This is a genomic window from Vibrio sp. YT-17, assembly GCF_033337375.1.
Lineage (GTDB): Bacteria > Pseudomonadota > Gammaproteobacteria > Enterobacterales > Vibrionaceae > Vibrio > Vibrio alginolyticus.
Map to the genome: position 1 here is coordinate 26,659 of NZ_JAWOQP010000016.1, position 20,802 is coordinate 47,460.

Below are 20,802 nucleotides of genomic sequence, written 5' to 3' on the forward strand. Positions count from 1 at the left end.
AAGTCATCGCTAATGCTGCGCTTTTCAATTTAAAGGGAGCACCATATCTGCCGTACCGTCTGCAAACTGGACATCGATCTCAAACCCCAAGTTCTGAGCCAACATCAACATTCCTCTGTTTGTTGGCATGGTCATTCCAGACATTTGCTTTGTGCCTTTAATTTTGCAATAGCTGATTATTTTCTGCATCAGCACTTTGCCTAAACCTTTTCCTTTCAAATCTGAACGAACCAAAATAGCAAACTCAGCGTCACTATTGTCTGGTGTAATCAATGCGCGGGCTACCCCTATGATAGACGGTCCGTCAGTATTAAACGCTACCGCAACAAACGCCATTTCGCGGTCGTAGTCTATTTGAGTAAAGTTTGCCAAAGCCTCATGGTTGAACTCTCCAACTTCAGAAAAGAAACGCTTATAGAGATCTTCTTTCGATACGCTATTAATGAATTGAGCATGCAGCGGCTCATCCTCAGGCAAGATAGGGCGAAGCAGGATAGGTTGGCCATCTCGAAGCGTCACCGTTTCGACAAACTCTGCCGGGAAAGGGCGAATCGCTAGCCGTTTTTGGGCGTCTCCTTCGTACTTACACAGTGTGACATCTGCATCAAGGATAGTTAAATCGCTTCCGGACACTAGCACTGGATGGATATCCAGTTTTTGTATTTCTGGTAACTCAACTGCCATTTGGGAGATACGAACCAAGAACTTCGACAACTCAGTAATATCGAGCGCATCTTTGTGTTTCTGCAGGCGAATCTTTCCAGACTTTAGGGCAACAACGACAAGGTAGCGCGCAAGCGTCATGTTCAAAGGAGGAAGTGCAGCGACGGCATCTTGGGCGATATTCCACTCAGAGCCGCCTTGACCAAGCAAGATCACTGGTCCAAAGACTTTATCTACTGCAATACTAATCCGTAGCTCTTCAGCGCTGCCGAGCTTTGCCATCCCTTGTACCAACAGCCCATGTACATTGGCGGAAGGGTAGCTGAGCTTTACGGTATCTAAAATGGATAGCGCTGCGTTGGAAACTTCTCGACTGTTTCTTAAATTTAGAGCGACACCGTGAACATCAGATTTATGAGGAATGTCTGGAGAACGCAATTTAACCGCAACAGGATATCCAATATTTTCTGCCATATGAACGGCTTCAATGTCGTCAGATGCAATCCACGTCGGCAAAACGTTAAACCCGAACAGCTTAAATAATGGGCTAGTTTGATGCGTATCTAAGGAGACTGTGTTTTTATCCAGTAGTCGTTCGTTTACCCATTCTTTTGCTGAACTCACACTTCCTGAATGTAATGGCTCTGCCGTCGTTGGCGTTTCCATTAGTTGTTTCTGGTTTCGTCTGTATTCGACCAAGTGCATGTATGCTACAACCGCACTTTCAGGTGTTCTATAGGTTGGAATGCCTGCTTGAGTAAAGGCCAGTCGCGCTTCTCTCGACGTTTGTTCTCCTGACCAGTTGGTCAAGATATTAAAATGCTTATGCCGAGGGTGAGATTTGATTGCATTAATAACGGCTTGAGCAGTTTCAAGAGGATCAGAAACAGCAGAAGGACTATGCATAATCAATATCGCATCTGCACAGTCGTTATTCATCAGTGCGTTAATGGTATCAATATAGCGTTTTTGGGTTGCGTCACCAGACAGATCAATTGGATTTCGAGCACGCCAGTTGGATGGAAGTACTGCTTGTAATTGCTCAATGGAAGCGTCATCAAGCGTTGCGAGTTGGCCACCACGTTCAATCAAAGTATCAACGGACATAACAGCAGGGCCGCCGCCATTGGTGATGATCGCTAAACGCTCTCCACGAAGTGGCACAGAATGCGTGAGTGTTTCAACCGCGGCAAAAAGCTCATGCGTATTGCTGACTCGTAACATACCAGTTCTGCGAATAGCAGAATCGTAAATTACGTCAAGTGTATCTCCGTCTTGCTGCTTAAAAGTATTCATCTCTTTAGAGCGGCCCGCTTTTAGCACCAATATACGTCGGTTACGTGAAGCGGCTCGCGCAGCAGACATAAATCGGCGAGCGTCTTGGATATTATCAACATAAAGCAGAATAGCTTCTGTGTTTCCATCCATACTCAAATAGTCGAGCAAATCTGCAAAATCGATATCCTGTCCACGCCCAATTGAAATGAACGAAGAAAAACCAATGTTCTTATCATTTGCCCAGTCTAAAACCGTGGTACAAACCGCCGCGGATTGTGAGATGAAAGCAATTTTTCCGGGTTTAGCTGCGACAGGGGAAAACGTGCAGTTAAAATTGTGCCAAGGAAGAATGATACCTAAGCTGTTTGGGCCTAAAACTCGAATGTTCAATGATGAGATATCTAAAGGCTTAGGGTCATCAGAGATAACAATCGCAAACGGTGTGCCTCTCTCATCTAGCTCTTTAAGCAATTGCTCGTTACGTGAAACGTTCGTACACAAAATTGCAATATCTGGCGTATAGGGCAGGGAAGCTACATCAGGGTAAGCGATCACGCCAGATACGGCTTTATATCGCGGCGTTACTGGCATAATCGCGCCACCAAATCCACTTTGTAGAAGGTTGCGCATCACAACATGTCCTGCTCGCAATGCTTTTTGAGATGCCCCAATAACGGCCACAGAGTTGGGTTTAAAGAGTTTATTTAGTTTATTCATGCTGACTCCTAGCCGTTTGTAAGTCACGTTGGCTTCTCGGTTTCATATCAATCATAAACGAATAATTTACTGATAAAACATCTTCAGACCAGACATTGCAGAAAATGTGTACGATGCTTATGGAGTTTGTGTTATTCATCACATCAAAATCACAGATTATTGTATTTGATGCTTGATAAACGGCCCTGCTATCGGCATGATTTATCGTAATATTTATCCAGAGCATTTGTTACTTCATGAAAAAAATCGCAATCATCGGCTTGTCAGTTCTGCTTTCTGCTTGTGCATCTGAAACTTACATCACGGATGTGACCTCAGAAAGTTACCGAGAGGACTACAAATCAGATCGTATCTCTAAACCAATTATGGCGTCTGAAAACGCTGTAGTAGAAAAAGACGTACAACCAACTGTTGTGAAAATGACGGCAAAGCCTGAAGAAAAGAAAGTAGTCAAGCTAACGCCAAAAGAGCAGGCGAAGCCAGTTAAGATCGTACCACCAAGTAAAAAGCAAGCTGGCATTCAACGATTCGGCTATACCATTCAAGTCGCAGCTGTGGGTAGCCAAGCTAAAGTCGATCAGTTTGCAAATAAGCTGCCACAGAACGGTCAGCCAATTTGGGAAAACTACAAAGTTGTAAACGGTACTAAGTGGTTCTCAGTTTTATACGGAGACTACGCAACAAGCGCAGAAGCCAAGCAAGCGATTTCGACTTTGCCAGCTCAATTTCAGCAGTTAAGGCCATTTGTTAAAAGCATTGATGCAATCAAAAACTCAGCTTACCCAACGCTTAACAAATTAAATTAACACATAAAATAAGGGAGCGAATAGCTCCCTTATTTATTTGCTCAAATCCTATTCGAACAACATTCCTCACATTAAAATTACTGTACGTCACACTTCAAAGGTTTATCATAATAAATAGTATCTTTTGTAGGTCACGGAAAGATGGATTCATGATTAAAAATATTCTTTTACTATGCGGCGGTGGCTCTTCTGAGCACGAGATTTCATTATTGTCTGCAAACTTTGTCGAACAACAACTAAATCTTATTGAAGACGTTCACGTTACACGCGTAGAAATAAAAAACGAAGGTTGGATGACCAACCAAGGTGAGTTGGTTTACCTGGATCTCAATACCAAGCAGTTGTGCTCAAGTGAATCTAATCAAACCATTGATTTCATCGTGCCTTGTATACATGGTTTTCCTGGCGAAACAGGCGACATTCAATCTCTGTTTGAAATCGCAGGTATTCCTTATCTTGGCTGCGGGCCAGAAGCGAGTAGCAATAGTTTCAATAAAATCACATCTAAGCTTTGGTACGACGCTATCGGCATACCCAATACGCCATACTTATTCTTAACGCGAAACGATGAAGAAGCTCACGTTCAAGCTCATAAAGCCTTTGAAAAGTGGGGAAAAGTTTTTGTTAAAGCCGCTCGCCAAGGCTCTTCCGTTGGCTGTTACAGTGTCACAGAAAAAGACAAGCTTTCTAATGCAGTAAATGATGCTTTTGGGTTTTCTGACCAAGTGTTGGTTGAGAAAGCAGTAAAACCTCGAGAACTTGAAGTTGCTGCATATGAGATGAATGGCCAACTACATATCACTAAGCCAGGCGAGGTCATCGCGCCTGATGGTGCTTTTTACTCGTACGATGAAAAGTACAGCAGTTCAAGTCACTCGCTCACAGAAGTTGAGGCGAAGAATCTAACTCAAGTACAATTAGATTCCATCCAACACGCGTCAGAGACGGTATTTAAACAAATGAATCTTCGTCATTTATCTCGTATCGACTTTTTCCTAACGGAAGATGATGAGATTTACTTAAACGAAGTAAACACATTTCCAGGAATGACTCCGATCTCAATGTTCCCTAAAATGCTTCAAAACAACGGGCACAAATTTCATGAGTTCTTGGAAGATTGTATAAACAGTGCAAAGTGATTAACGTTATCGAGACGCGTTTTATGATACAAGTTGTTTTCTAGAGCAAGGATTATTCAAGCCGTATTTGAATATTGCTCAGTAGCAATTATGATTATATCAACGCATTAAACAGATGACTCAGTGGTATGGCGATTTCAAATTATAGAGGTTTTAACCTGCAGTCAGTCGGATCAGATGGCAGTGTTTGGAAGGTTAAAATCAAGAACCACGTTTTACAGGGCAGTTTGACGGCGGTAAAGAAAAGCATTGATTGGTGGTGTGACACCGCATCGATTATTGATCCCAAAGAGTTTGCTTCACTCGGACAAAGAGTGCAGCAAACTGGTGTTGCAAAATCAGAGGTCTTTAACGGCTATACTATTCAAAACGATACAGGCCAACCTAACTCTTGGTACTGTATGTTTAATGGTAAACTGATTAAGGGCAGTAAAGCCGCTATTCAACGCCATATCGAAGCTTATTTGGTTGCAAAGCAAAAAGCGATGCAAGCTCAACAACAAAAGAAACAATAGAATGACTCTGGTATATTCAACAGAAACCGGTCGAATTAAACCGGAAGAAGAAAAAGTATCTCGCCCTAAAGGCGATGGTGTTGTTCGGATTCAGCGCCAAACGAAAGGCCGTAAAGGTAAAGGCGTATGCATTGTTACAGGTTTAGACTTGGATGATGCACCTTTAAAGTTATTAGCGGCAGAGCTCAAAAAAGTCTGTGGCTGTGGTGGCTCTGTAAAAGATGGCAATATCGAGATTCAAGGTGATGCTAGAGACAAGATCAAGGCACATCTTGAAAAGAAAGGCATGACAGTCAAATTAGCCGGTGGCTAATTTAATATTTCCAGTAAACAAAAATGGCGTCTAAAGAAATAGACGCCATTTTTTATAAGTTGCTAATTGAAGGGCAAGCAATCGTAGATTGATAGATCGATATTAGCTATTTTATGGTAAATAACGATTATGTTTAATGCTCACAGTAAGGCCCTTAAATTTAAAATCTGCAGGGGAATAGGAGCATACTCAGACAGCATTTAGCGTACGACGACATACAATTTAACATAACACATATAATGCGAACTTAAGGGTTAGAAGATTAGCATTGGTGAAGTCAGTTTAGTTACACCGTATTTGGCTTTTGCTTCCTTGCAAGCTTCATCAGCTGTCTTGTATGGGCCATGAACTTCGATTCCACCACAGCGACCACTTGAACTGTATCTTTGGTTACGTCCGACACCATGCACGTTGGTTTTGCATCTTGCTCATTCAATATGAGTCAACATGGATACGCGTTTGCTTAACCCTAACGTGTAAGTACTAGATTATCTTTATAGGAACAAGGAATCTAACAGATGTAAACTCTCTACTTTTCAATCTATACCTAGATCTTTCTTCATATGTTCACTCAACTCGTTAGTGGTTCTTACATTAATCTTATGTTTGCAATGATGGATTCTCAACTCTTCACCAAATAATTTTACTAGTGATTTGGTATACAAAGTACTAATATTATTTATTATTCTATACAATGTATCTTTCTGATAAACAGATCTTTTCGAATTTTGTATTGCAGTCTTCATATTTTAATATCCTTACACGTTTAACTTTATAATTTAAAAAATCAATTTCAACTTTTATTATTACTTTTTTTCGATATGTAATGAGTCATTATCAATGATGCACAATCAACAATTAAATCAACCGAATCCAACTTAGTAATTTCACGAGACAAATTCTTTATTTTTAAATCTTTATTTTCTATATTTAATCCGATTGAGTTAATTTCTTTAGGATATCGGTTTAACTTAATATCCAATATGATTTTATTAAGATAGTAGTCTGCCTTTATTTCATGGCGGCTTTTAAATATCATTGTCCCCCTCCGATGAAGCAAGTTATACTTTCCCACCAGTTAAAAGACAACGTGACTCAGAGTTGCAAAAAGGTAACAATCATGGAATTGATGAACAATGAGTTGATCTGCTTTGCAGCCATTTGTAAACACCTCTCTCTTACAGAGGCATCAAAAGAACTTGGAAAGTCGAAAGCTCAAGTCAGCAGGCAGCTAGCAGCATTAGAAAAACAACTTGGTGTAACACTCGTCCACAGGACAACAAGGAAACTCGTTTTAACTGATCATGGCGAAAGCATTAGAGAGCTTGCTATCAAGACGTTAGAGAGTTTGCACGAGTTAAATTACAGAGCTAGCTCGTTGAGTGAATGCATTGATGGAAAGTTTAAAATCACAATGCCCAACTCTATAGCCTCTTCTATTTTTGGTTCTGTTCTTAAAGACTTACAAGAACGATATCCAAAAGTTGATTTTGAAATATCGTCAAGTAACAATGTAGAAAATTTATTAGAAAGCAATGTAGATTTAGCGATTAGGCTTAATAATGTTATTGATGACACTCTTATTGCACATAAAATTGGTGATTATAGTGATGTTTTGATATCTAGGGTAAGTAATGCCAACAACAAAACACTATTAATCTACAAACATCATTCGAATAAGGAATCAATTAAAAATCAATATACTGATGTTATCGAAGTTGATAACACCTCTATTTTAATAAACTTTGTTTCTGAGGGAGTTGGGGTTGGTGTCATTCCAAACTATCTTATTAAAAGTAACTATATAGACAAAAACATCCGAATATCGCAAACTTTTGATATAGAACGTTCCATGTATATTGCCTACCCTTATCAAAACCCTTTGCCAAGAAAGCTAGCTGAGATATCTACTTTTATTAGGTCTGAGTTATCACAAGTATTGAAGAGTGAGTCATTTTAGGGCGGTTGTTCAGATTTAGAATTTTGCGTTGTCTACTCAACTAGGCCTAACGCTAATCTTTGTAACATATTGTTTCGGCGGTATTTATTAACACCCCCATCTTTATGCTTGCTATCACAATGTGAGGTGCTCTGCCGTCTTGTTATCAAGGTTTTGCGTGGAATAAATCACGTGGGGTAAACGATAGATTGACTTACATTAAAATTTTCATCAAAAGCAACTTTATATAAAATTGATTTCATACCAATCTATGTGTATCTTCTACCCATATCCCCACAATAACCAAGGAGAATGCCATGGATAAGCTACTCGCGTCTGCATTAGAAATTAAGCAGCGAACTATGGTGACTGGCTTTTTTGCTAGAAATGGATTCAAAATCGCTATGACCGATTTTGATGATGTCACTTTTGAGCGAGAAGGCGTGCAAGTTAACGTACATTTTGATCTGCAGTCAAACGCGGAGTCTGCATCTGTTTTATCTCATGAGGCATCAATCATTCCTGGCTAAAAACTTTTATTCTCACCGATATACCAAGCCGAACGTTTATGTTCGGCTTTTTAGTGACAAAAAAATGATGAGTGCGAACAAGAGTTGTCGATCACTCATCTAAATAGACGATTAATAAATCAGCTTCAACCTCGTTCACAACCTTTGGTATCGATGAAAAAAAGCGACTCAATAAGTTGTGATGATGGCCACAGACAACTAAATCTATCCCCTCTTTTTTGACGATTCCCGATAGTTTTATATGAAGATCGCCGATTACTACCATAGTCTCGTTTACTGGGTATAAGCATTTATCAGCGAGCTCTTGCAGCCTTCTTTCCAATTCTTGCTCTTCCTTCGCTTCCATGACTATCCGATCAACATCTACGTAAACAAATGAGAGTTTGCTGCTTGAGTTATCTGCTTGCATTATTGCTTTTTCGATAACGGCTTGGCTAGATTGAGATAAGTCGACAGCAACCAAAACGTGCTTATAACCCATCATTCCTCCCTAGGTTAGTTTTTGTTCTCATATTAAGTCTAGTCCACATAGAGCGAACACAACATCAAAACTACTGCTACATGATAGTTAAAGGAGTTTAGTTTAAAACAGGCAAATAGTTTTCATTGCAACCTTGTTGCTTCCTCTCATCCAAAGATAAACGATGTTTTTCCAATTTCTTCTCTAATTATCGGACTATTTAACAGGAAGGATGCCAGGAAACGTTACGTTGTAATGCGCGTTACTGCTCTTGATTTCTACTACTCTTGAGGATTCATATTACCCACTTCAACGTCGCCTAGTTTAGTAAAACTACTTTAGATTAAGCATATTCAATATGTAACGCTCCGCTCAAATCCAGGAGACGTATTTCGGCTAAAAAAGCAGCTCAATAAGATGAATTTCGATTCATCTATTACATATGTCTGCGAGTGCTTACTGTTCTTATATCGCTTATTTAATAACTCTAGTTTAATTATCGTTATAAGTTACGGTGTCTCTTTTTTTTTAGCATAATCTTCTGTCTGAGAACGAAGCTCTCTTGGGCTTTGTAATTAAATTACAAGATCAATCGCGACCAATATGGTTGGCAGATTAAAAGACCGAGGTAAACAATTGATATAATAGAGTTTAATTTATAAGTTCTTTAAAAAATGTCTAATTACCTGCACTATGCAAACCAAGGTTAACATAATGAGGTAAAATTTTACCAACTCACTATTTAGTCTTAAAGGTAATTGAACAAGATTAAAATCATATAGGTATAGTAAATTGTAGTTACAGCGTAACCAGGGTGGTGTTTGGGAATGTAAAGGAATAGAAAATAGAAAGGCAAAAAAACAGGGCGTATGCCCTGTCCATGAATTGATTAGTTTTGTTGCTGTTGTTTTTCTGCGTACTCAGATCGAATCCGTTCTGCAACAATTTTGATAGCTTCTGCAGTACTTGTGCCCTTCGCCATCAATTCTTGAATTCTCTCTACAGCTTGTTGTTGCTCTTGGTGAGATAGAGGGGGTAAATCGTCAAACATAAAAAGCTCCTCATTTTGAGGAGCTGACTATAACGATTCAATTAATAGGTAGCAAGGAAATTAATGGATGCCCCCATAGCGTTCTCGTTTGTGTACTGAGCTGCGATATCCAATTCGAACAACTTAAGTGGAGACAACCCGATACCAGCAGTCATGGTTCCTTCGTCATTACTTCGAGCTAAGTTCTTCATATACCCTGCTCGTAATGCCATTTGACGCAAAATATCAAATTCAATACCAGCTCGAATCATTTGCGTATTATCATCAAAGGATGAAAAACGTTTTTCTTCGTTGAGATCGTAGTCAACACTCATCGTAAAGTAATCGGCAACAATCCCAGCCCCAACAGTGTATACAGGACGCATGCTATATTCGTATGATTTTATCGTATCACTGCCATACTGGAATGATTTTGTTTTAACGTCTCTTCCAATCAAATTTTTTGCTGAAATACCGAGACGATATGGGCCAAAGAACCAAAGTGCGCCTGCGTCTAAGTTAAACATCGTTTCCGCGGTCTCATTTTCACGTAAGTCTTTAGTATCAAAATTCTGAAAACTCGTGGCGTATGAGTACGTGTATATACGCTGAAGTTTAGGAGTAACACCAAAAGAAAGGTGTTGGTTCATGAAATTAGTGTATTTAGCAAGTGAAATACCAGCTTCAGCCACGCCAATAGAAACACCTTGTACATAGCTATCATCTAATGGATTAGTACCTAAGGTATCAACATTTGGTTGTACGAATGATTCAGTGTATAGCTTACCGTATGCAGTTGCAGATAAGAATTTGTTGGGGATACCAATGGCAACGACACCACCAAGATCAAAGTCTGTCTTTTTCCCATCGATAGCATCCATCGATTTTTTGATTTCATCGACGTCTGTTAATTTGCTGATGCGTTCGATCTCATCAACTAGATCATATTGATCATCGTAGCTGCCACCAAAACTTGGCACGATCATGCCTGCATCGTCATTTCGACGATAAATCGCAGTAAGAGCGGGGTTGAAAAAAGGCGCAGTTAGATAAGTTGCTGATACGGTACCAACGCCACCCATTGCATCACTACGAGCCTCTATCGCATAAGTAGCAGCAGAGGCAGCATTAGCGAAAAGAATAGTAGCAACAGAAGTGGCAAGAATTTTATATTTGTTTTTCATACTACACTTGTGATTTTAGTTCGTCCTGAACCTTTATCGGCACAAGTAGTATTTCTTTAACTATTCTTCCTGGGAAAGATCATAGGTTCGGCTAATAGTTTGAGCCTGCTCAACAATTATATCGCCCTGCCAACGGCGACTATTGATACTTACCGCCAATACGTATCTATCGTTTGGGACACCCGCTAGCTCCAATGAATTTGGATAGTTAGACTCATAAGTCTTTTTCCACATTTGCTCGTACTGGCCATCAATGTAGTCATACAAACCAACTTCAAGTTGCGGTAATGGACAATGGGGATTACGAAGTGCGCTCTTTTCTACTTTCCAATTCTCTTTAGATGTCCAACGAACATATTGAGAAGAGTTTGAATCTCCAAGTATTACCCAAGTTCGATACTCTTGTTTATCAGTAGAAACAACGGTTAAGTGATATAAACCAGCTTCAAGCTTGCCTGTTAAGTTATAGCGTTTCGAGTAACTACGCTCGTTGGCAAGTTCTGTCCCGTTCGGCTGTTGTTCATAGCTGAATGAACTGTCCGCGGATATAGAATCATCCACCCATCGATTAAATGAAATATTTTCGATGTCAGTTGTAGCTCTTAGCTTGATCACCAATCTAAATGTATCTCGCCCAGGGCTTTGAATAGTCTGACGAATAACGTTCACACCACTTATCCAATCAGGCAGCGTTACACCAGTGAGAGCCTTGCCACAGTTTTTAGATAGTGACTGACCAAGAAGATCATTAAGGTGAGGAGTCAAATCTTTACTTGGTTCCGTTTGCCAGAGTTCAACAAGAGAGTTGAACATACCCGCAAGATCATCTTCAAGTAAGTGTTGATGTGCCTGTGTTAAAGGCGTGTTAGTTTGAAACCAGTCCATCGCATGGACTGGTTTCACTAACGCTAATGAGACAACTACAGGGAGTAGTATTTTCATTACGACTTATGCTTTCATCTTGTAGCCAACACCACGAAGTGTTTCAATTTCCAGTCCTGGCAGTTTTTGACGAAGCTGTAGTACATGTGTATCAACCGTACGTGTTGTCGGGAAGTGATTGTAACCCCAAACGTGGTCAAGCAGCTCATCACGAGTAAACACGCGACCTAAGTTTGACGCCAAAAATAGCAGCAAATCAAACTCTGTTCGAGTAAGCGTAATTAGCTCGTCTTTATAAGTCACTTCACGAGTCGAGCGGTCAATCTCTAAGTCTTTTGTAATCACTTTATCAGCGTTGCTTTGTTCTGCTGAATCCGGTGCTCGTAGCTGTGCACGGATTCTCGCAAAAAGCTCCGCCTCAGCAAAAGGCTTTGTTAAGTAGTCGTTCGCGCCGGAATCAAGGCCTGCAACTTTATCTTTTACGGTAACAAGTGCCGTTAACAAGATAACTGGTACGTCTTTAATCTGTTTCCATTCTGGGAGACATTGTACAGAGTCACCATCTGGGAGTTGGCGATCGAGAATTACCAAGTCAGCTTTTTTCCATTGTGGCTCTACGTCTGCAATACGCTCCACATGTAAACACTCATATCCTGCTTGTTCCAGGCTTACTAACAGGCCGTCAGCCAAGTTTTTATCGTCCTCAACGAGAAGCAGTGTCTGTTTCACAAGGTATCTCCAATATAAAAGTTGTAGGTGGTCCCATTAAGGACATTTTTCCGCCCATGCGGCCTACCATAGATTCAACGATTGTTAATCCAAGTCCTAACCCGCTCTTACTTACGAACGGTTTCTTCAAATTTGCCCAATCTTTAGCCGTTAGGCCTCCTGCATCTCGGACTTGGAATACTATTTTTTCTTCACTAGTTGAGACATCCAATTCAACCGGTGCGACACCGTACTTAAGCGCATTACGAAGCAAGTTATCGATACAAGTTCCTAACCAGTACACATTAACTTTAGCAGCCACATCTTCATTGATGTTAAAAAGCACGGCACTATCAAATTCTTCTTCGATCTTAAATTCTAACCAATCTGCAACGGATGGTACCCAGTCTGTTGCAAGCATTTGGTTATCAGATTGCAAATAATCTTTACTCGCTTCTGCCAATTGACGCAGGCGGCGCGTATCTTCACACAATCTGCGGAATTCGTCATACACACTTTCAGGCAAATGCTCGAACTCTCGACGAAAGCCCTCAACCGTTAGTGACAGAGATGCAATCGGTGTTCTGAGCTCATGCGTTAAAATTTGCAACACGAGCATTCTACTACGTAGTTCTTCTCGCTTACTATTCCAACGGTACACCGCCCAACCAATCACCAAAAGAATATTGGCGATTACCAGTATGATCATACTGATCCGCAAAACTTGCGAGTGATCTTCTACATCCCAACAAATATTACCTCGTTTAACAAAGCAACTTTTGCTTTGAGACGCTAGAGCGTATGACAGACCCGCATTCGCTACGTTCTCTTGCCAGATATCTTTCTCGAAAACAAAGTAACGGTCACCACGTCTTAACCAAAGTTCGTTACCTTCAATAAACATGCTCGCGCCTGCAATCAAAGCATTAATGGCGTCGTCATCCATGTTTTTCAAGCTTTCTAGCAACTCATCCCCTTCCTCGTTATCACGCTCTTTTATATGCATGTACTGAGATAGTTTGGGTTTGAGTTCTGGATACTTATCCACATAACGTGCCGCATACGTCCCACCACCAGGGTGAATGAGACCACTACGCGAGAACCAACGAGGTGTCAGCTGCGTCCCTTTACAAATCGCCCTTGTAAATACTAAAGGCTCAGTAATTAAAGGACTTAATGGTAATTTGCCACGACAAGTATTCGCCAAGCTGTAAAGCTGTTGGATATCTTTTAACGGATAGTCAGACGTTTGCGGCAGAAGCGAATCTGGCGCAAGTAACTTGGTAGGATAATTTGATTGCAGAATACGAATATCGTACGACTTAAGAGCTACTTCATAGTTAAATAGCTCTGTAAACGTATCTATTCTTTCTGGTAGTGAATCGGAAAATGCAGGTGCCGAAAAAAGCGGCAATACAGTTGCAAAACCGAGCAAAAACTTTTTAATCAAACTGTTACCGTCACTTGTTACATTAGCCAAAACTATACATCAATCTACAAGCAATTGACATCTGCTAACAGAAGGATTTGCATTACTATAACATTGAAACGGAACAAAAAAGGGCCAGCGATTGCTGACCCTGTATAGTTTTAAATCAAGAATGGTTAAAGTGCTTTAAAAATAGACTCAACACTTTCTTTCGCATCACCAAATAGCATTGATGTATTTTCTTTGAAGAACAGTGGGTTCTGTACTCCTGCGTAACCAGTATTCATTGAGCGCTTGAATACCACTACGTTTTTCGCGTTCCATACCTCCAATACGGGCATACCAGCGATTGGGCTGTTCGGATCTTCCAGTGCGGCTGGGTTGACCGTATCGTTAGCACCGATAACCAATACGGTATCGGTTTCTGCAAAGTCATCATTGATTTCATCCATTTCAAGAACGATATCATACGGTACTTTTGCTTCAGCGAGTAACACATTCATATGCCCCGGTAGACGACCCGCTACTGGGTGAATCCCAAAGCGAACTTCAATACCTTGTGAACGAAGTACATCAGTAATTTCATGAACAGGGTATTGTGCCTGAGCTACTGCCATGCCATATCCTGGAGTGATGATTACTGATTTTGAGTTCTTCAACATCTCTGCAACTTCTTCAGCCGTTGTTTCACGATATTCGCCCTGCTCTTCGTCACCTGAAATCACTATCTCTTGACCAAAACCACCGGCAATAACACTGATAAACGAACGGTTCATTGCTTTACACATGATGTAAGAAAGAATCGCACCTGATGAACCTACCAAAGCACCTGTTACAATCAATAGATCATTTGCTAGCATGAAACCTGCTGCCGCTGCTGCCCAACCTGAGTATGAGTTCAACATAGAGACAACAACTGGCATATCTGCACCACCGATTGAAGCGACTAAATGGTAGCCGAATGCGAACGCGATCAAAGTCATCACAATAAGAGCGAACATGCTGCCATCTGCTTTTACGAAGTAGATCATAAGAAGCGTAGAAATAACAACCGCTGCGAGGTTCATTTTGTGCTTATGAGGCAGATTAAGTGGCGACGAAGAAATCACACCACGCAGCTTACCAAATGCGACAATTGAACCGGTGAAAGTTACGGCACCGATGAACACACCCAAGAATACTTCTACAAGGTGGATAACATGCTCAGCATGTGTTGCTGCTTCTGGCGCATCTAGGTAGCTGTTGTAGCCAACTAAAACCGCAGCTAAACCTACAAAACTGTGTAGAATCGCAACCAGTTCTGGCATCTCGGTCATTTCTACTTTCTTCGCATAGAAAATACCGATCGCACCACCTATCGCCATCGCGATAATGATCCAACCAAAACCTTGCGCATCTGGGCTAAAGATCGTCGCTATTAGCGCGATCGTCATACCAGCGATACCGTAGTAGTTACCATTACGAGCAGACTCTTGCTTTGAAAGCCCCGCCAAACTCATGATGAAAAATAATGCAGCAACAATGTAAGCTGCTTGTACTAATCCTGCAGACATTGTGACTCCTATTTATCTTTGCGGAACATTTCAAGCATACGCTTGGTGACGGTGAAACCACCGAAGATATTGATACTCGCGATCAATACGGCAATAAAAGATAGGAATGAAACGACGCCATTACCTTGTCCAATTTGCAGTAATGCACCAACGACAATAATGCCAGAGATAGCATTCGTTACTGACATTAGTGGAGTATGAAGTGCATGGGTAACATTCCATACTACGTAGTATCCGACAACACACGCTAGAACAAATACAGTAAAGTGAGAAAGAAACGCTGCCGGAGCAACCGATGCTACCCATGCAAAGGCTCCAACAGCCGCTGCCACACCAATAATTTTCTTCGTTGGAGACGTAGGTTCTTCTACTTTAGGCTCTGGCTTCACAGGCTGTTCTTGTTTCACTTGCGGCTGAGCTGAAACCTGAATTGGTGGCGCTGGCCAAGTAACTTCACCTTCTTTCACCACGGTAACGCCACGGATAACAACATCTTCAAAATCAATATTGATGTTGCCATCTTTCTCTTTACACAGCAGTTTTAGAAGGTTAACAAGGTTTGTCGCGTAAAGCTGAGAAGATTGTGTTGGCAAACGACCAACCATGTCAGTGTAACCAACAATTTTTACGCCGTTATCCGTCATGATAACTTGGTCTTTCACTGTATATTCACAGTTACCGCCATTAGCAGCTGCCAAGTCGACAATTACGCTGCCCGCTTTCATGCTGTCGACCATTTCTTTGGTGATCAACTTCGGCGCAGGTTTACCAGGGATGAGCGCGGTCGTAATAATGATATCAACATCTTTAGCTTGCTCTGCGTATAACTCTGCCGCTTTTTTGTTGAAGTCATCAGACATTTCTTTTGCGTAGCCATCCCCAGAGCCTGACTCTTCTTGAAAGTCAACGGTCAGGAACTCAGCGCCCATCGATTCAACTTGCTCTTTTACTTCTGGGCGAACGTCAAACGCACGGACAATAGCACCTAAGCTACCTGCAGCACCGATAGCCGCCAAGCCAGCGACGCCAGCACCCGCAACCAATACTTTCGCTGGAGGTACTTTACCGGCAGCCGTAATTTGACCTGTAAAGAAACGACCAAACTCATGAGCTGCCTCAACCACTGCACGATAACCAGCGATATTAGCCATCGAAGATAGCGCGTCTAAGGCTTGTGCACGTGAGATACGAGGAACGGAATCCATGGCAAGAACGTTAATGTTCTTACTTGAAAGTTGTTCCATCAACTCAGCATTTTGAGCCGGCCAAATAAAGCTAACCAGTGTTGTTCCATCTTGCAGTAACGCAATTTCGTCAATGCCTTGCTCATCATCCACAATTGGCGCATTAACTTTTAAAATAAGGCCAGATGCCCAAACTTCTTCACTAGAAACGATTTTCGCACCAGCTGCTTCATAAGCGGCATCATCGAAACTCGCTAGCACCCCCGCTTGGGATTCAATCGCGACATCGAATCCCAATTTTATTAACTGCTCAACCGACTTCGGCGATGCAGCCACTCGCGATTCACCCGCGAGTATCTCTTTAGGTACACCGATTTGCAAAACGCATACTCCTTGTATACATATCAATAAATTAGTCCCAAAACAGAGCGTCGCTCTACTCTAATTCTTTTTTATTTCTATCTGTTTACCACGCAAGACAATTGCAAACGAAAGATGATGTTTGGGGACACCCATTTGCACAATAACACCTTGACTAACAGCCCTGTTATTATTCTGTTTGTATCGAACGCGTCTCATTACTTCAAGTGTTTTGTAATTTAAATACTAAATTTCATTACATATAACGCTAAGTAATGAATGATTGTCGCTCTGTGCACGAAAAATAACAACGCAACACCGTACTAGACTGAGGTCTAACCAGGTAACGATTAAATACTGACTTAACAGAGATTTAAGCGTTAAAAAGAAAGAGCCACTAGCATATACACTAATGGCTCTTTTTAAGATGACTGGAATCAAATTGCAGTAAATTGCTAGTCGAAGATTTTATCGCCCATTTGATCAATAAACATTTGAGATTTCTTCAACATAAGGTCATTGGCATCTTGCTCTGAGCCAAGCAAATCGGAGCGAATAAACCGATGTGTTTTCACTTCATCATTGTCATGCTTTTCTATTCGACCAGCGATGCGATATTGTCCGCCCTCTGAAAGGCTCTCTGGGTAAATAAGGAAACCTTTATATTCAACTGGTTCGATATTTTTGGCTTCAACCGTTTTCTCACTACCACCAAACAAACGCGAAAAAAATCCCACGATTCCTCCTTGGGTCAGCTCACTAGTCAACTGAGCGACTCTTACTTAATATTAACGTTAAGGATCGGTTTTTCATACCAATCCAACTCTTTGTCATCATCATAACTAGTATGGGAAAAAATTACAGGCACATCATACTCTCGGTTCTTACGCCTGTCTTCTTTCACCATTTCTGCGGCGTTTTTCACCGCTATATCCGCGCTTTGCTTAAACTGGCTTAATTTTTGTTCAGGAAGTGAAGACAAAAAATCAATATCATGACGGATATAGACAGGCTTGAGCTGGATAAGCGCAAGGCAAGCAATATCGGCTAACTGTTCGTTGTCATACTGTTCTAAAAATTCGGGCAAACTGAGAACCTGGCCTACTAAGGTTTCCATGTAGTTGTGCACATCTGAGCTTATCTGCATCTGTAAATCTCCTTTTTCCTATGAAATGAGTATAGCAACGACTTGTTTATAACAACTTATTGATTGCTCTTAATTTAATCAATCTCTCTCTTTTTGCCGTAATGTCTTCCAAAATACTTGGGAAAAGGAACAAATAGACGTATTCTTGCTAGTTCTCAAAGTTCGAAATTCAATAACGGATAAATATCCATATTGATAAAACGATTTACCTAACCAATTATATAGTCAACTATTTTCAGGCAGTTTGTAATAGATGTCCTCATCGTCAATGACTTCATCAGGCTTCAGATTCTCATTCCCTTTTTTGCTACTGGGCATAGTGAGTTCGGGCATGGACAGCATTATTCAGATGACTCAGGCAAACTGGGGCATTGCCGCAAACTTGCCGTACATACTATTATGTTGTGCGCTACTCCTTTGTTATTCATTTAAGCAAGGCAGAGAGTCCATGGTGTGCTTGGCAATGTTGCTAGCCTATTTCGTGATACAGCACCGCCTACAAGTCCCGCTTCAAAGTGGTACCGCTTTACTTGAGCTAACCATTTTAGCCACGTTACTTCCTGTCTCGTTTCTTACGGTATTTTTGTTTAGTAAAGAAGGTTTTGACTCCAGAGCCATGTTGACTTATATCTTGATGTTAGCAATGTTCGTTCTTTGGTCTTATCTAACGCTAGCATATTACGTTGAAGGAGGGTTTGAACAATGGACAAGCGGTATTTTATTTATTGTACCGACCGTCTCTAAACTGCCTTTAATTCTTGTTTTATATTGCGTGGGTATTGTCTGTTTTCTTGGAATCCTTGTTTTAAAGAAGAATGAAATTATCCATGCGATGACCTACTCTGCCATGGTATTGGCGTCTGCGACGTTCATTTTCTTTGATGTGCAGTACATATCAAGCACCATGTTTACGCTAACAGGGCTGCTTATCATTATTTATGCCGCTTCCGCTAGCCATCAACTGGCTTTCACCGATAGCCTAACGCTGATTCCGAGCAGACGTGCACTTGATCTCGATCTAAAACACATGGGTAAGAAGTTCACAATCGCAATGCTTGATGTTGACCATTTTAAAAAGTTTAACGACACCTACGGTCACGATACTGGTGATGACGTTCTAAAAATGGTCGCTTCGCGCCTCACTAAAACCCCAGGCGCAAAAGTTTATCGATTTGGCGGAGAAGAATTTACCATCGTTTTTAAAGGCAAATACGCTGACGAATGTAAGAACTTTTTGGAAGAAGCTCGCAAATCGATTGCAGAATACGAGATGATATTACGCGATGAAGAATCTCGCCCTGAGAACCATAAACAAGGACAAAAACGTCGTGGTAGCAACAGTTCGAAAAGAAAGTCGGTTTTTGTTACCGCAAGTTTCGGAGTTGCTGATAGCCGGAATGGGCAAGCTCCTCTGGACGTTGTTAAATCAGCGGACGAAGCACTTTACAAAGCGAAAAAGGCGGGACGTAACTGCATAAAGCTTCGTTAGGCCCTAACCAATCGTGAAAGTTAACAAGCTTGTCTGGGTTTAAAACAAAACCGAACTTCCCCATCAGCATAATAACTGCACTCATCGTTGCCACTATCCCGATGTCATCTATCTAATCAAAGGTATAAGGTATACGCCCGATTGCGACATTCCGTTCGCACTGTTTGCCTATCTTACTTTGAGTTAGCTTTAAAATAACCACCAAAAAGTGACAACGCAACAAAAAGAGTAGCATTCATAAGATTTTGTTTTTAAAAAGAATTAACTACAGTATGTGTGTTTCTTCCCAAAGACTTCGAGGTATATAGTGCTTTATCAACGGTTGCATACAAGTCTGATTGCACTTCTTTCCCTGTCGGTTGAAAAACAAAAACACCCTGTGACACTGTCACTCTATTTGACACACTAGAATAATCATGTGGGTAATCGAGAAAATACATAGCCTCTTGTATACGCTCGGCTTCTCTTTCTGCTGTTTGAGTGTCGGTACACCCTAGCAACACAACAAACTCTTCTCCACCATATCGACCTACATATTCCCCAGAGCGACAAAAAGTAGCCTTGAGTTGATTCGCAATCGCTTGCAAGCAACGATCGCCTTCAATATGACCGTAATTATCATTAAACGGTTTAAAAAAATCGACGTCCAATAGAATCAAAGCCATTGGCATGTTGTGACGGCCATGCCATGCAACCATCGATTCCAACTTATGGTCGATATAACGGCGGTTATAGAGTTTGGTTAGGCCATCTTCATTCGCTTGCTGAGTCAAAAGTTGATTAACCTGCTCCAATTGAGCTGTCGCTTGCTTAAGCTCTCGTCTCATATGAGCAATACGCTGCATTGCGATAAGTTTAGAGTTCAGTACCAGTTTATCTACCGGCTTAATTAAATAGTCATCACCGCCCGCATCTATGGCTTTAGCAATCATTTCTGGCTCTTCGTGACTACTCAAGAAAATAATTGGGATCCAATCCGGAAACGTTTCTCTTATATGAAGAGAGACTTCAAAACCGTTCATATCTGGCATTGATATATCGAGTAACACCAGTTCCGGATCAAAACTCTCATAGGTATTTAACGCCTCTAGTCCACTACCTACGGCTTTTACAATATGTCCAAGTTGCTTTAGACGAATAGCCAGCTGCATCCTGTCTAGCTGAACATCGTCAACCAGAAGGATTCGCATCGATGTCCCTATCGGTTGCATAACGCGTTCCATTTTTAATTATGTCTTTATTAAACATATACCATACTCATAGAGTTGTTGCATTCGACTCATAATTAAGTGCTATATTTTTGTTTGAATATCACGGAATCCATTGCATAAAGCAATTAGACTGAACGTTACCCTATCTAATCATGGCCTGTGAGCAGAAGTTCAACAAACTCATTCACTTTGGTCATCTTGCGGACTAATGGGTATAGCTATTTGATGCATTTGGTATTAATATTCCCGCCTTTTTGTAATGAGA

Annotated in this window: 19 protein-coding genes; 7 read left to right on the forward strand and 12 right to left on the reverse strand. The window is 41.0% G+C overall.

The genetic code is table 11. The features are described 5' to 3' along the window. Nucleotides 1-24: 24 nt before the first annotated feature. On the reverse strand, nt 25-2,658 hold the full coding sequence (locus tag R7F67_RS15835) for a bifunctional acetate--CoA ligase family protein/GNAT family N-acetyltransferase (protein WP_017634151.1): 2,634 nt from the start codon (nt 2,656-2,658) through the stop codon (nt 25-27). A gap of 236 nt (nt 2,659-2,894) precedes the next feature. Between R7F67_RS15835 and R7F67_RS15840 the strand changes: the two genes are divergently transcribed. The 6 genes from R7F67_RS15840 (at nt 2,895) to R7F67_RS15865 (ending at nt 7,900) form a co-directional block, all read left to right on the forward strand. Then, nucleotides 2,895-3,464, forward strand: coding sequence for an SPOR domain-containing protein (locus R7F67_RS15840; protein ID WP_005390018.1), 570 nt, complete (start codon nt 2,895-2,897; stop codon nt 3,462-3,464). Between the two features lie 149 nt (nt 3,465-3,613). Continuing rightward, nucleotides 3,614-4,603: a D-alanine--D-alanine ligase gene (locus R7F67_RS15845; protein ID WP_017821896.1), complete on the forward strand. Its 990-nt coding sequence runs from the start codon at nt 3,614-3,616 to the stop codon at nt 4,601-4,603. Nucleotides 4,604-4,731: 128 nt separating this feature from the next. Next, a complete protein-coding gene (locus R7F67_RS15850) occupies nt 4,732-5,118 on the forward strand; it encodes a DUF3319 domain-containing protein (RefSeq protein WP_005376294.1) in 387 nt (128 codons plus the stop codon). Nucleotide 5,119: 1 nt separating this feature from the next. Further along, on the forward strand, nt 5,120-5,431 hold the full coding sequence (gene yciH / locus R7F67_RS15855) for a stress response translation initiation inhibitor YciH (protein ID WP_005376292.1): 312 nt from the start codon (nt 5,120-5,122) through the stop codon (nt 5,429-5,431). 1,120 nt (nt 5,432-6,551) lie between these two features. Next, complete coding sequence (locus R7F67_RS15860) at nt 6,552-7,391, forward strand: LysR family transcriptional regulator (protein WP_025998628.1); 840 nt, start codon at nt 6,552-6,554, stop codon at nt 7,389-7,391. A gap of 296 nt (nt 7,392-7,687) precedes the next feature. Further along, entirely contained in the window at nt 7,688-7,900 is a 213-nt protein-coding gene (locus R7F67_RS15865) for a hypothetical protein (protein WP_005376260.1), read from the forward strand. 91 nt (nt 7,901-7,991) lie between these two features. Here R7F67_RS15865 and R7F67_RS15870 read toward each other — a convergent pair whose 3' ends face one another. From R7F67_RS15870 to R7F67_RS15915, 10 genes are all read right to left on the reverse strand, one after another. Continuing rightward, on the reverse strand, nt 7,992-8,381 hold the full coding sequence (locus R7F67_RS15870; RefSeq protein ID WP_017634770.1) for a universal stress protein: 390 nt from the start codon (nt 8,379-8,381) through the stop codon (nt 7,992-7,994). Between the two features lie 868 nt (nt 8,382-9,249). After that, the gene (locus tag R7F67_RS15875) at nt 9,250-9,411 is read right to left on the reverse strand and encodes a YoaH family protein (RefSeq protein ID WP_005376257.1); all 162 of its coding nucleotides are present in this window, start codon (nt 9,409-9,411) and stop codon (nt 9,250-9,252) included. A 41-nt stretch (nt 9,412-9,452) separates the two neighbouring features. Beyond that, nucleotides 9,453-10,574 carry a conjugal transfer protein TraF gene (locus R7F67_RS15880; protein WP_064354789.1) on the reverse strand — a complete coding sequence of 374 codons (1,122 nt, stop codon included), beginning with the start codon at nt 10,572-10,574 and terminating at the stop codon, nt 9,453-9,455. Nucleotides 10,575-10,634: 60 nt separating this feature from the next. Next, entirely contained in the window at nt 10,635-11,516 is an 882-nt protein-coding gene (locus tag R7F67_RS15885) for a DUF2861 family protein (protein ID WP_005388048.1), read from the reverse strand. 6 nt (nt 11,517-11,522) lie between these two features. Continuing rightward, a complete protein-coding gene (gene vxrB / locus R7F67_RS15890) occupies nt 11,523-12,185 on the reverse strand; it encodes a response regulator transcription factor VxrB (RefSeq protein ID WP_005376251.1) in 663 nt (220 codons plus the stop codon). Further along, nucleotides 12,160-13,614 carry a sensor histidine kinase VxrA gene (gene vxrA, locus R7F67_RS15895; RefSeq protein ID WP_025767766.1) on the reverse strand — a complete coding sequence of 485 codons (1,455 nt, stop codon included), beginning with the start codon at nt 13,612-13,614 and terminating at the stop codon, nt 12,160-12,162. Before vxrA ends, vxrB begins: the two co-directional genes overlap by 26 nt. A 155-nt stretch (nt 13,615-13,769) precedes the next feature. Further along, nucleotides 13,770-15,146 (reverse strand): Re/Si-specific NAD(P)(+) transhydrogenase subunit beta, encoded by a 1,377-nt coding sequence (gene pntB / locus R7F67_RS15900; protein ID WP_005376248.1) that lies wholly within the window; start codon nt 15,144-15,146, stop codon nt 13,770-13,772. Between the two features lie 8 nt (nt 15,147-15,154). Further along, on the reverse strand, nt 15,155-16,711 hold the full coding sequence (locus tag R7F67_RS15905) for a Re/Si-specific NAD(P)(+) transhydrogenase subunit alpha (RefSeq protein ID WP_053307698.1): 1,557 nt from the start codon (nt 16,709-16,711) through the stop codon (nt 15,155-15,157). Between the two features lie 434 nt (nt 16,712-17,145). Beyond that, nucleotides 17,146-17,427 carry an HlyU family transcriptional regulator gene (locus R7F67_RS15910; protein ID WP_005376244.1) on the reverse strand — a complete coding sequence of 94 codons (282 nt, stop codon included), beginning with the start codon at nt 17,425-17,427 and terminating at the stop codon, nt 17,146-17,148. Nucleotides 17,428-17,468: 41 nt separating this feature from the next. Further along, complete coding sequence (locus tag R7F67_RS15915) at nt 17,469-17,837, reverse strand: late competence development ComFB family protein (RefSeq protein WP_005376241.1); 369 nt, start codon at nt 17,835-17,837, stop codon at nt 17,469-17,471. Nucleotides 17,838-18,090: 253 nt separating this feature from the next. Here R7F67_RS15915 and R7F67_RS15920 point away from each other — a divergent pair, with 253 nt between their 5' ends. Continuing rightward, on the forward strand, nt 18,091-19,326 hold the full coding sequence (locus R7F67_RS15920) for a GGDEF domain-containing protein (RefSeq protein ID WP_318057268.1): 1,236 nt from the start codon (nt 18,091-18,093) through the stop codon (nt 19,324-19,326). Nucleotides 19,327-19,577: 251 nt separating this feature from the next. Here R7F67_RS15920 and R7F67_RS15925 read toward each other — a convergent pair whose 3' ends face one another. Next, nucleotides 19,578-20,537, reverse strand: a complete 960-nt coding sequence (locus tag R7F67_RS15925; protein ID WP_213899942.1) for a diguanylate cyclase — start codon at nt 20,535-20,537, stop codon at nt 19,578-19,580. Between the last annotated feature and the right edge of the window lie 265 nt (nt 20,538-20,802).

Excerpts from the sequence above, each read along its gene's own strand:
- pntB (WP_005376248.1), bottom strand. The coding sequence starts at position 15,146 with ATGTCTGCAGGATTAGTACAAGCAGCTTACATTGTTGCTGCATTATTT.
- R7F67_RS15850 (WP_005376294.1), top strand. The coding sequence starts at position 4,732 with ATGGCGATTTCAAATTATAGAGGTTTTAACCTGCAGTCAGTCGGATCA.
- R7F67_RS15920 (WP_318057268.1), top strand. The coding sequence starts at position 18,091 with ATGTCCTCATCGTCAATGACTTCATCAGGCTTCAGATTCTCATTCCCT.
- R7F67_RS15880 (WP_064354789.1), bottom strand. The coding sequence starts at position 10,574 with ATGAAAAACAAATATAAAATTCTTGCCACTTCTGTTGCTACTATTCTT.
- R7F67_RS15860 (WP_025998628.1), top strand. The coding sequence starts at position 6,552 with ATGGAATTGATGAACAATGAGTTGATCTGCTTTGCAGCCATTTGTAAA.
- R7F67_RS15845 (WP_017821896.1), top strand. The coding sequence starts at position 3,614 with ATGATTAAAAATATTCTTTTACTATGCGGCGGTGGCTCTTCTGAGCAC.
- R7F67_RS15875 (WP_005376257.1), bottom strand. The coding sequence starts at position 9,411 with ATGTTTGACGATTTACCCCCTCTATCTCACCAAGAGCAACAACAAGCT.
- yciH (WP_005376292.1), top strand. The coding sequence starts at position 5,120 with ATGACTCTGGTATATTCAACAGAAACCGGTCGAATTAAACCGGAAGAA.
- R7F67_RS15915 (WP_005376241.1), bottom strand. The coding sequence starts at position 17,837 with ATGCAGATAAGCTCAGATGTGCACAACTACATGGAAACCTTAGTAGGC.
- R7F67_RS15870 (WP_017634770.1), bottom strand. The coding sequence starts at position 8,381 with ATGGGTTATAAGCACGTTTTGGTTGCTGTCGACTTATCTCAATCTAGC.
- R7F67_RS15885 (WP_005388048.1), bottom strand. The coding sequence starts at position 11,516 with ATGAAAATACTACTCCCTGTAGTTGTCTCATTAGCGTTAGTGAAACCA.
- R7F67_RS15840 (WP_005390018.1), top strand. The coding sequence starts at position 2,895 with ATGAAAAAAATCGCAATCATCGGCTTGTCAGTTCTGCTTTCTGCTTGT.
- R7F67_RS15865 (WP_005376260.1), top strand. The coding sequence starts at position 7,688 with ATGGATAAGCTACTCGCGTCTGCATTAGAAATTAAGCAGCGAACTATG.
- R7F67_RS15925 (WP_213899942.1), bottom strand. The coding sequence starts at position 20,537 with ATGCAACCGATAGGGACATCGATGCGAATCCTTCTGGTTGACGATGTT.
- R7F67_RS15835 (WP_017634151.1), bottom strand. The coding sequence starts at position 2,658 with ATGAATAAACTAAATAAACTCTTTAAACCCAACTCTGTGGCCGTTATT.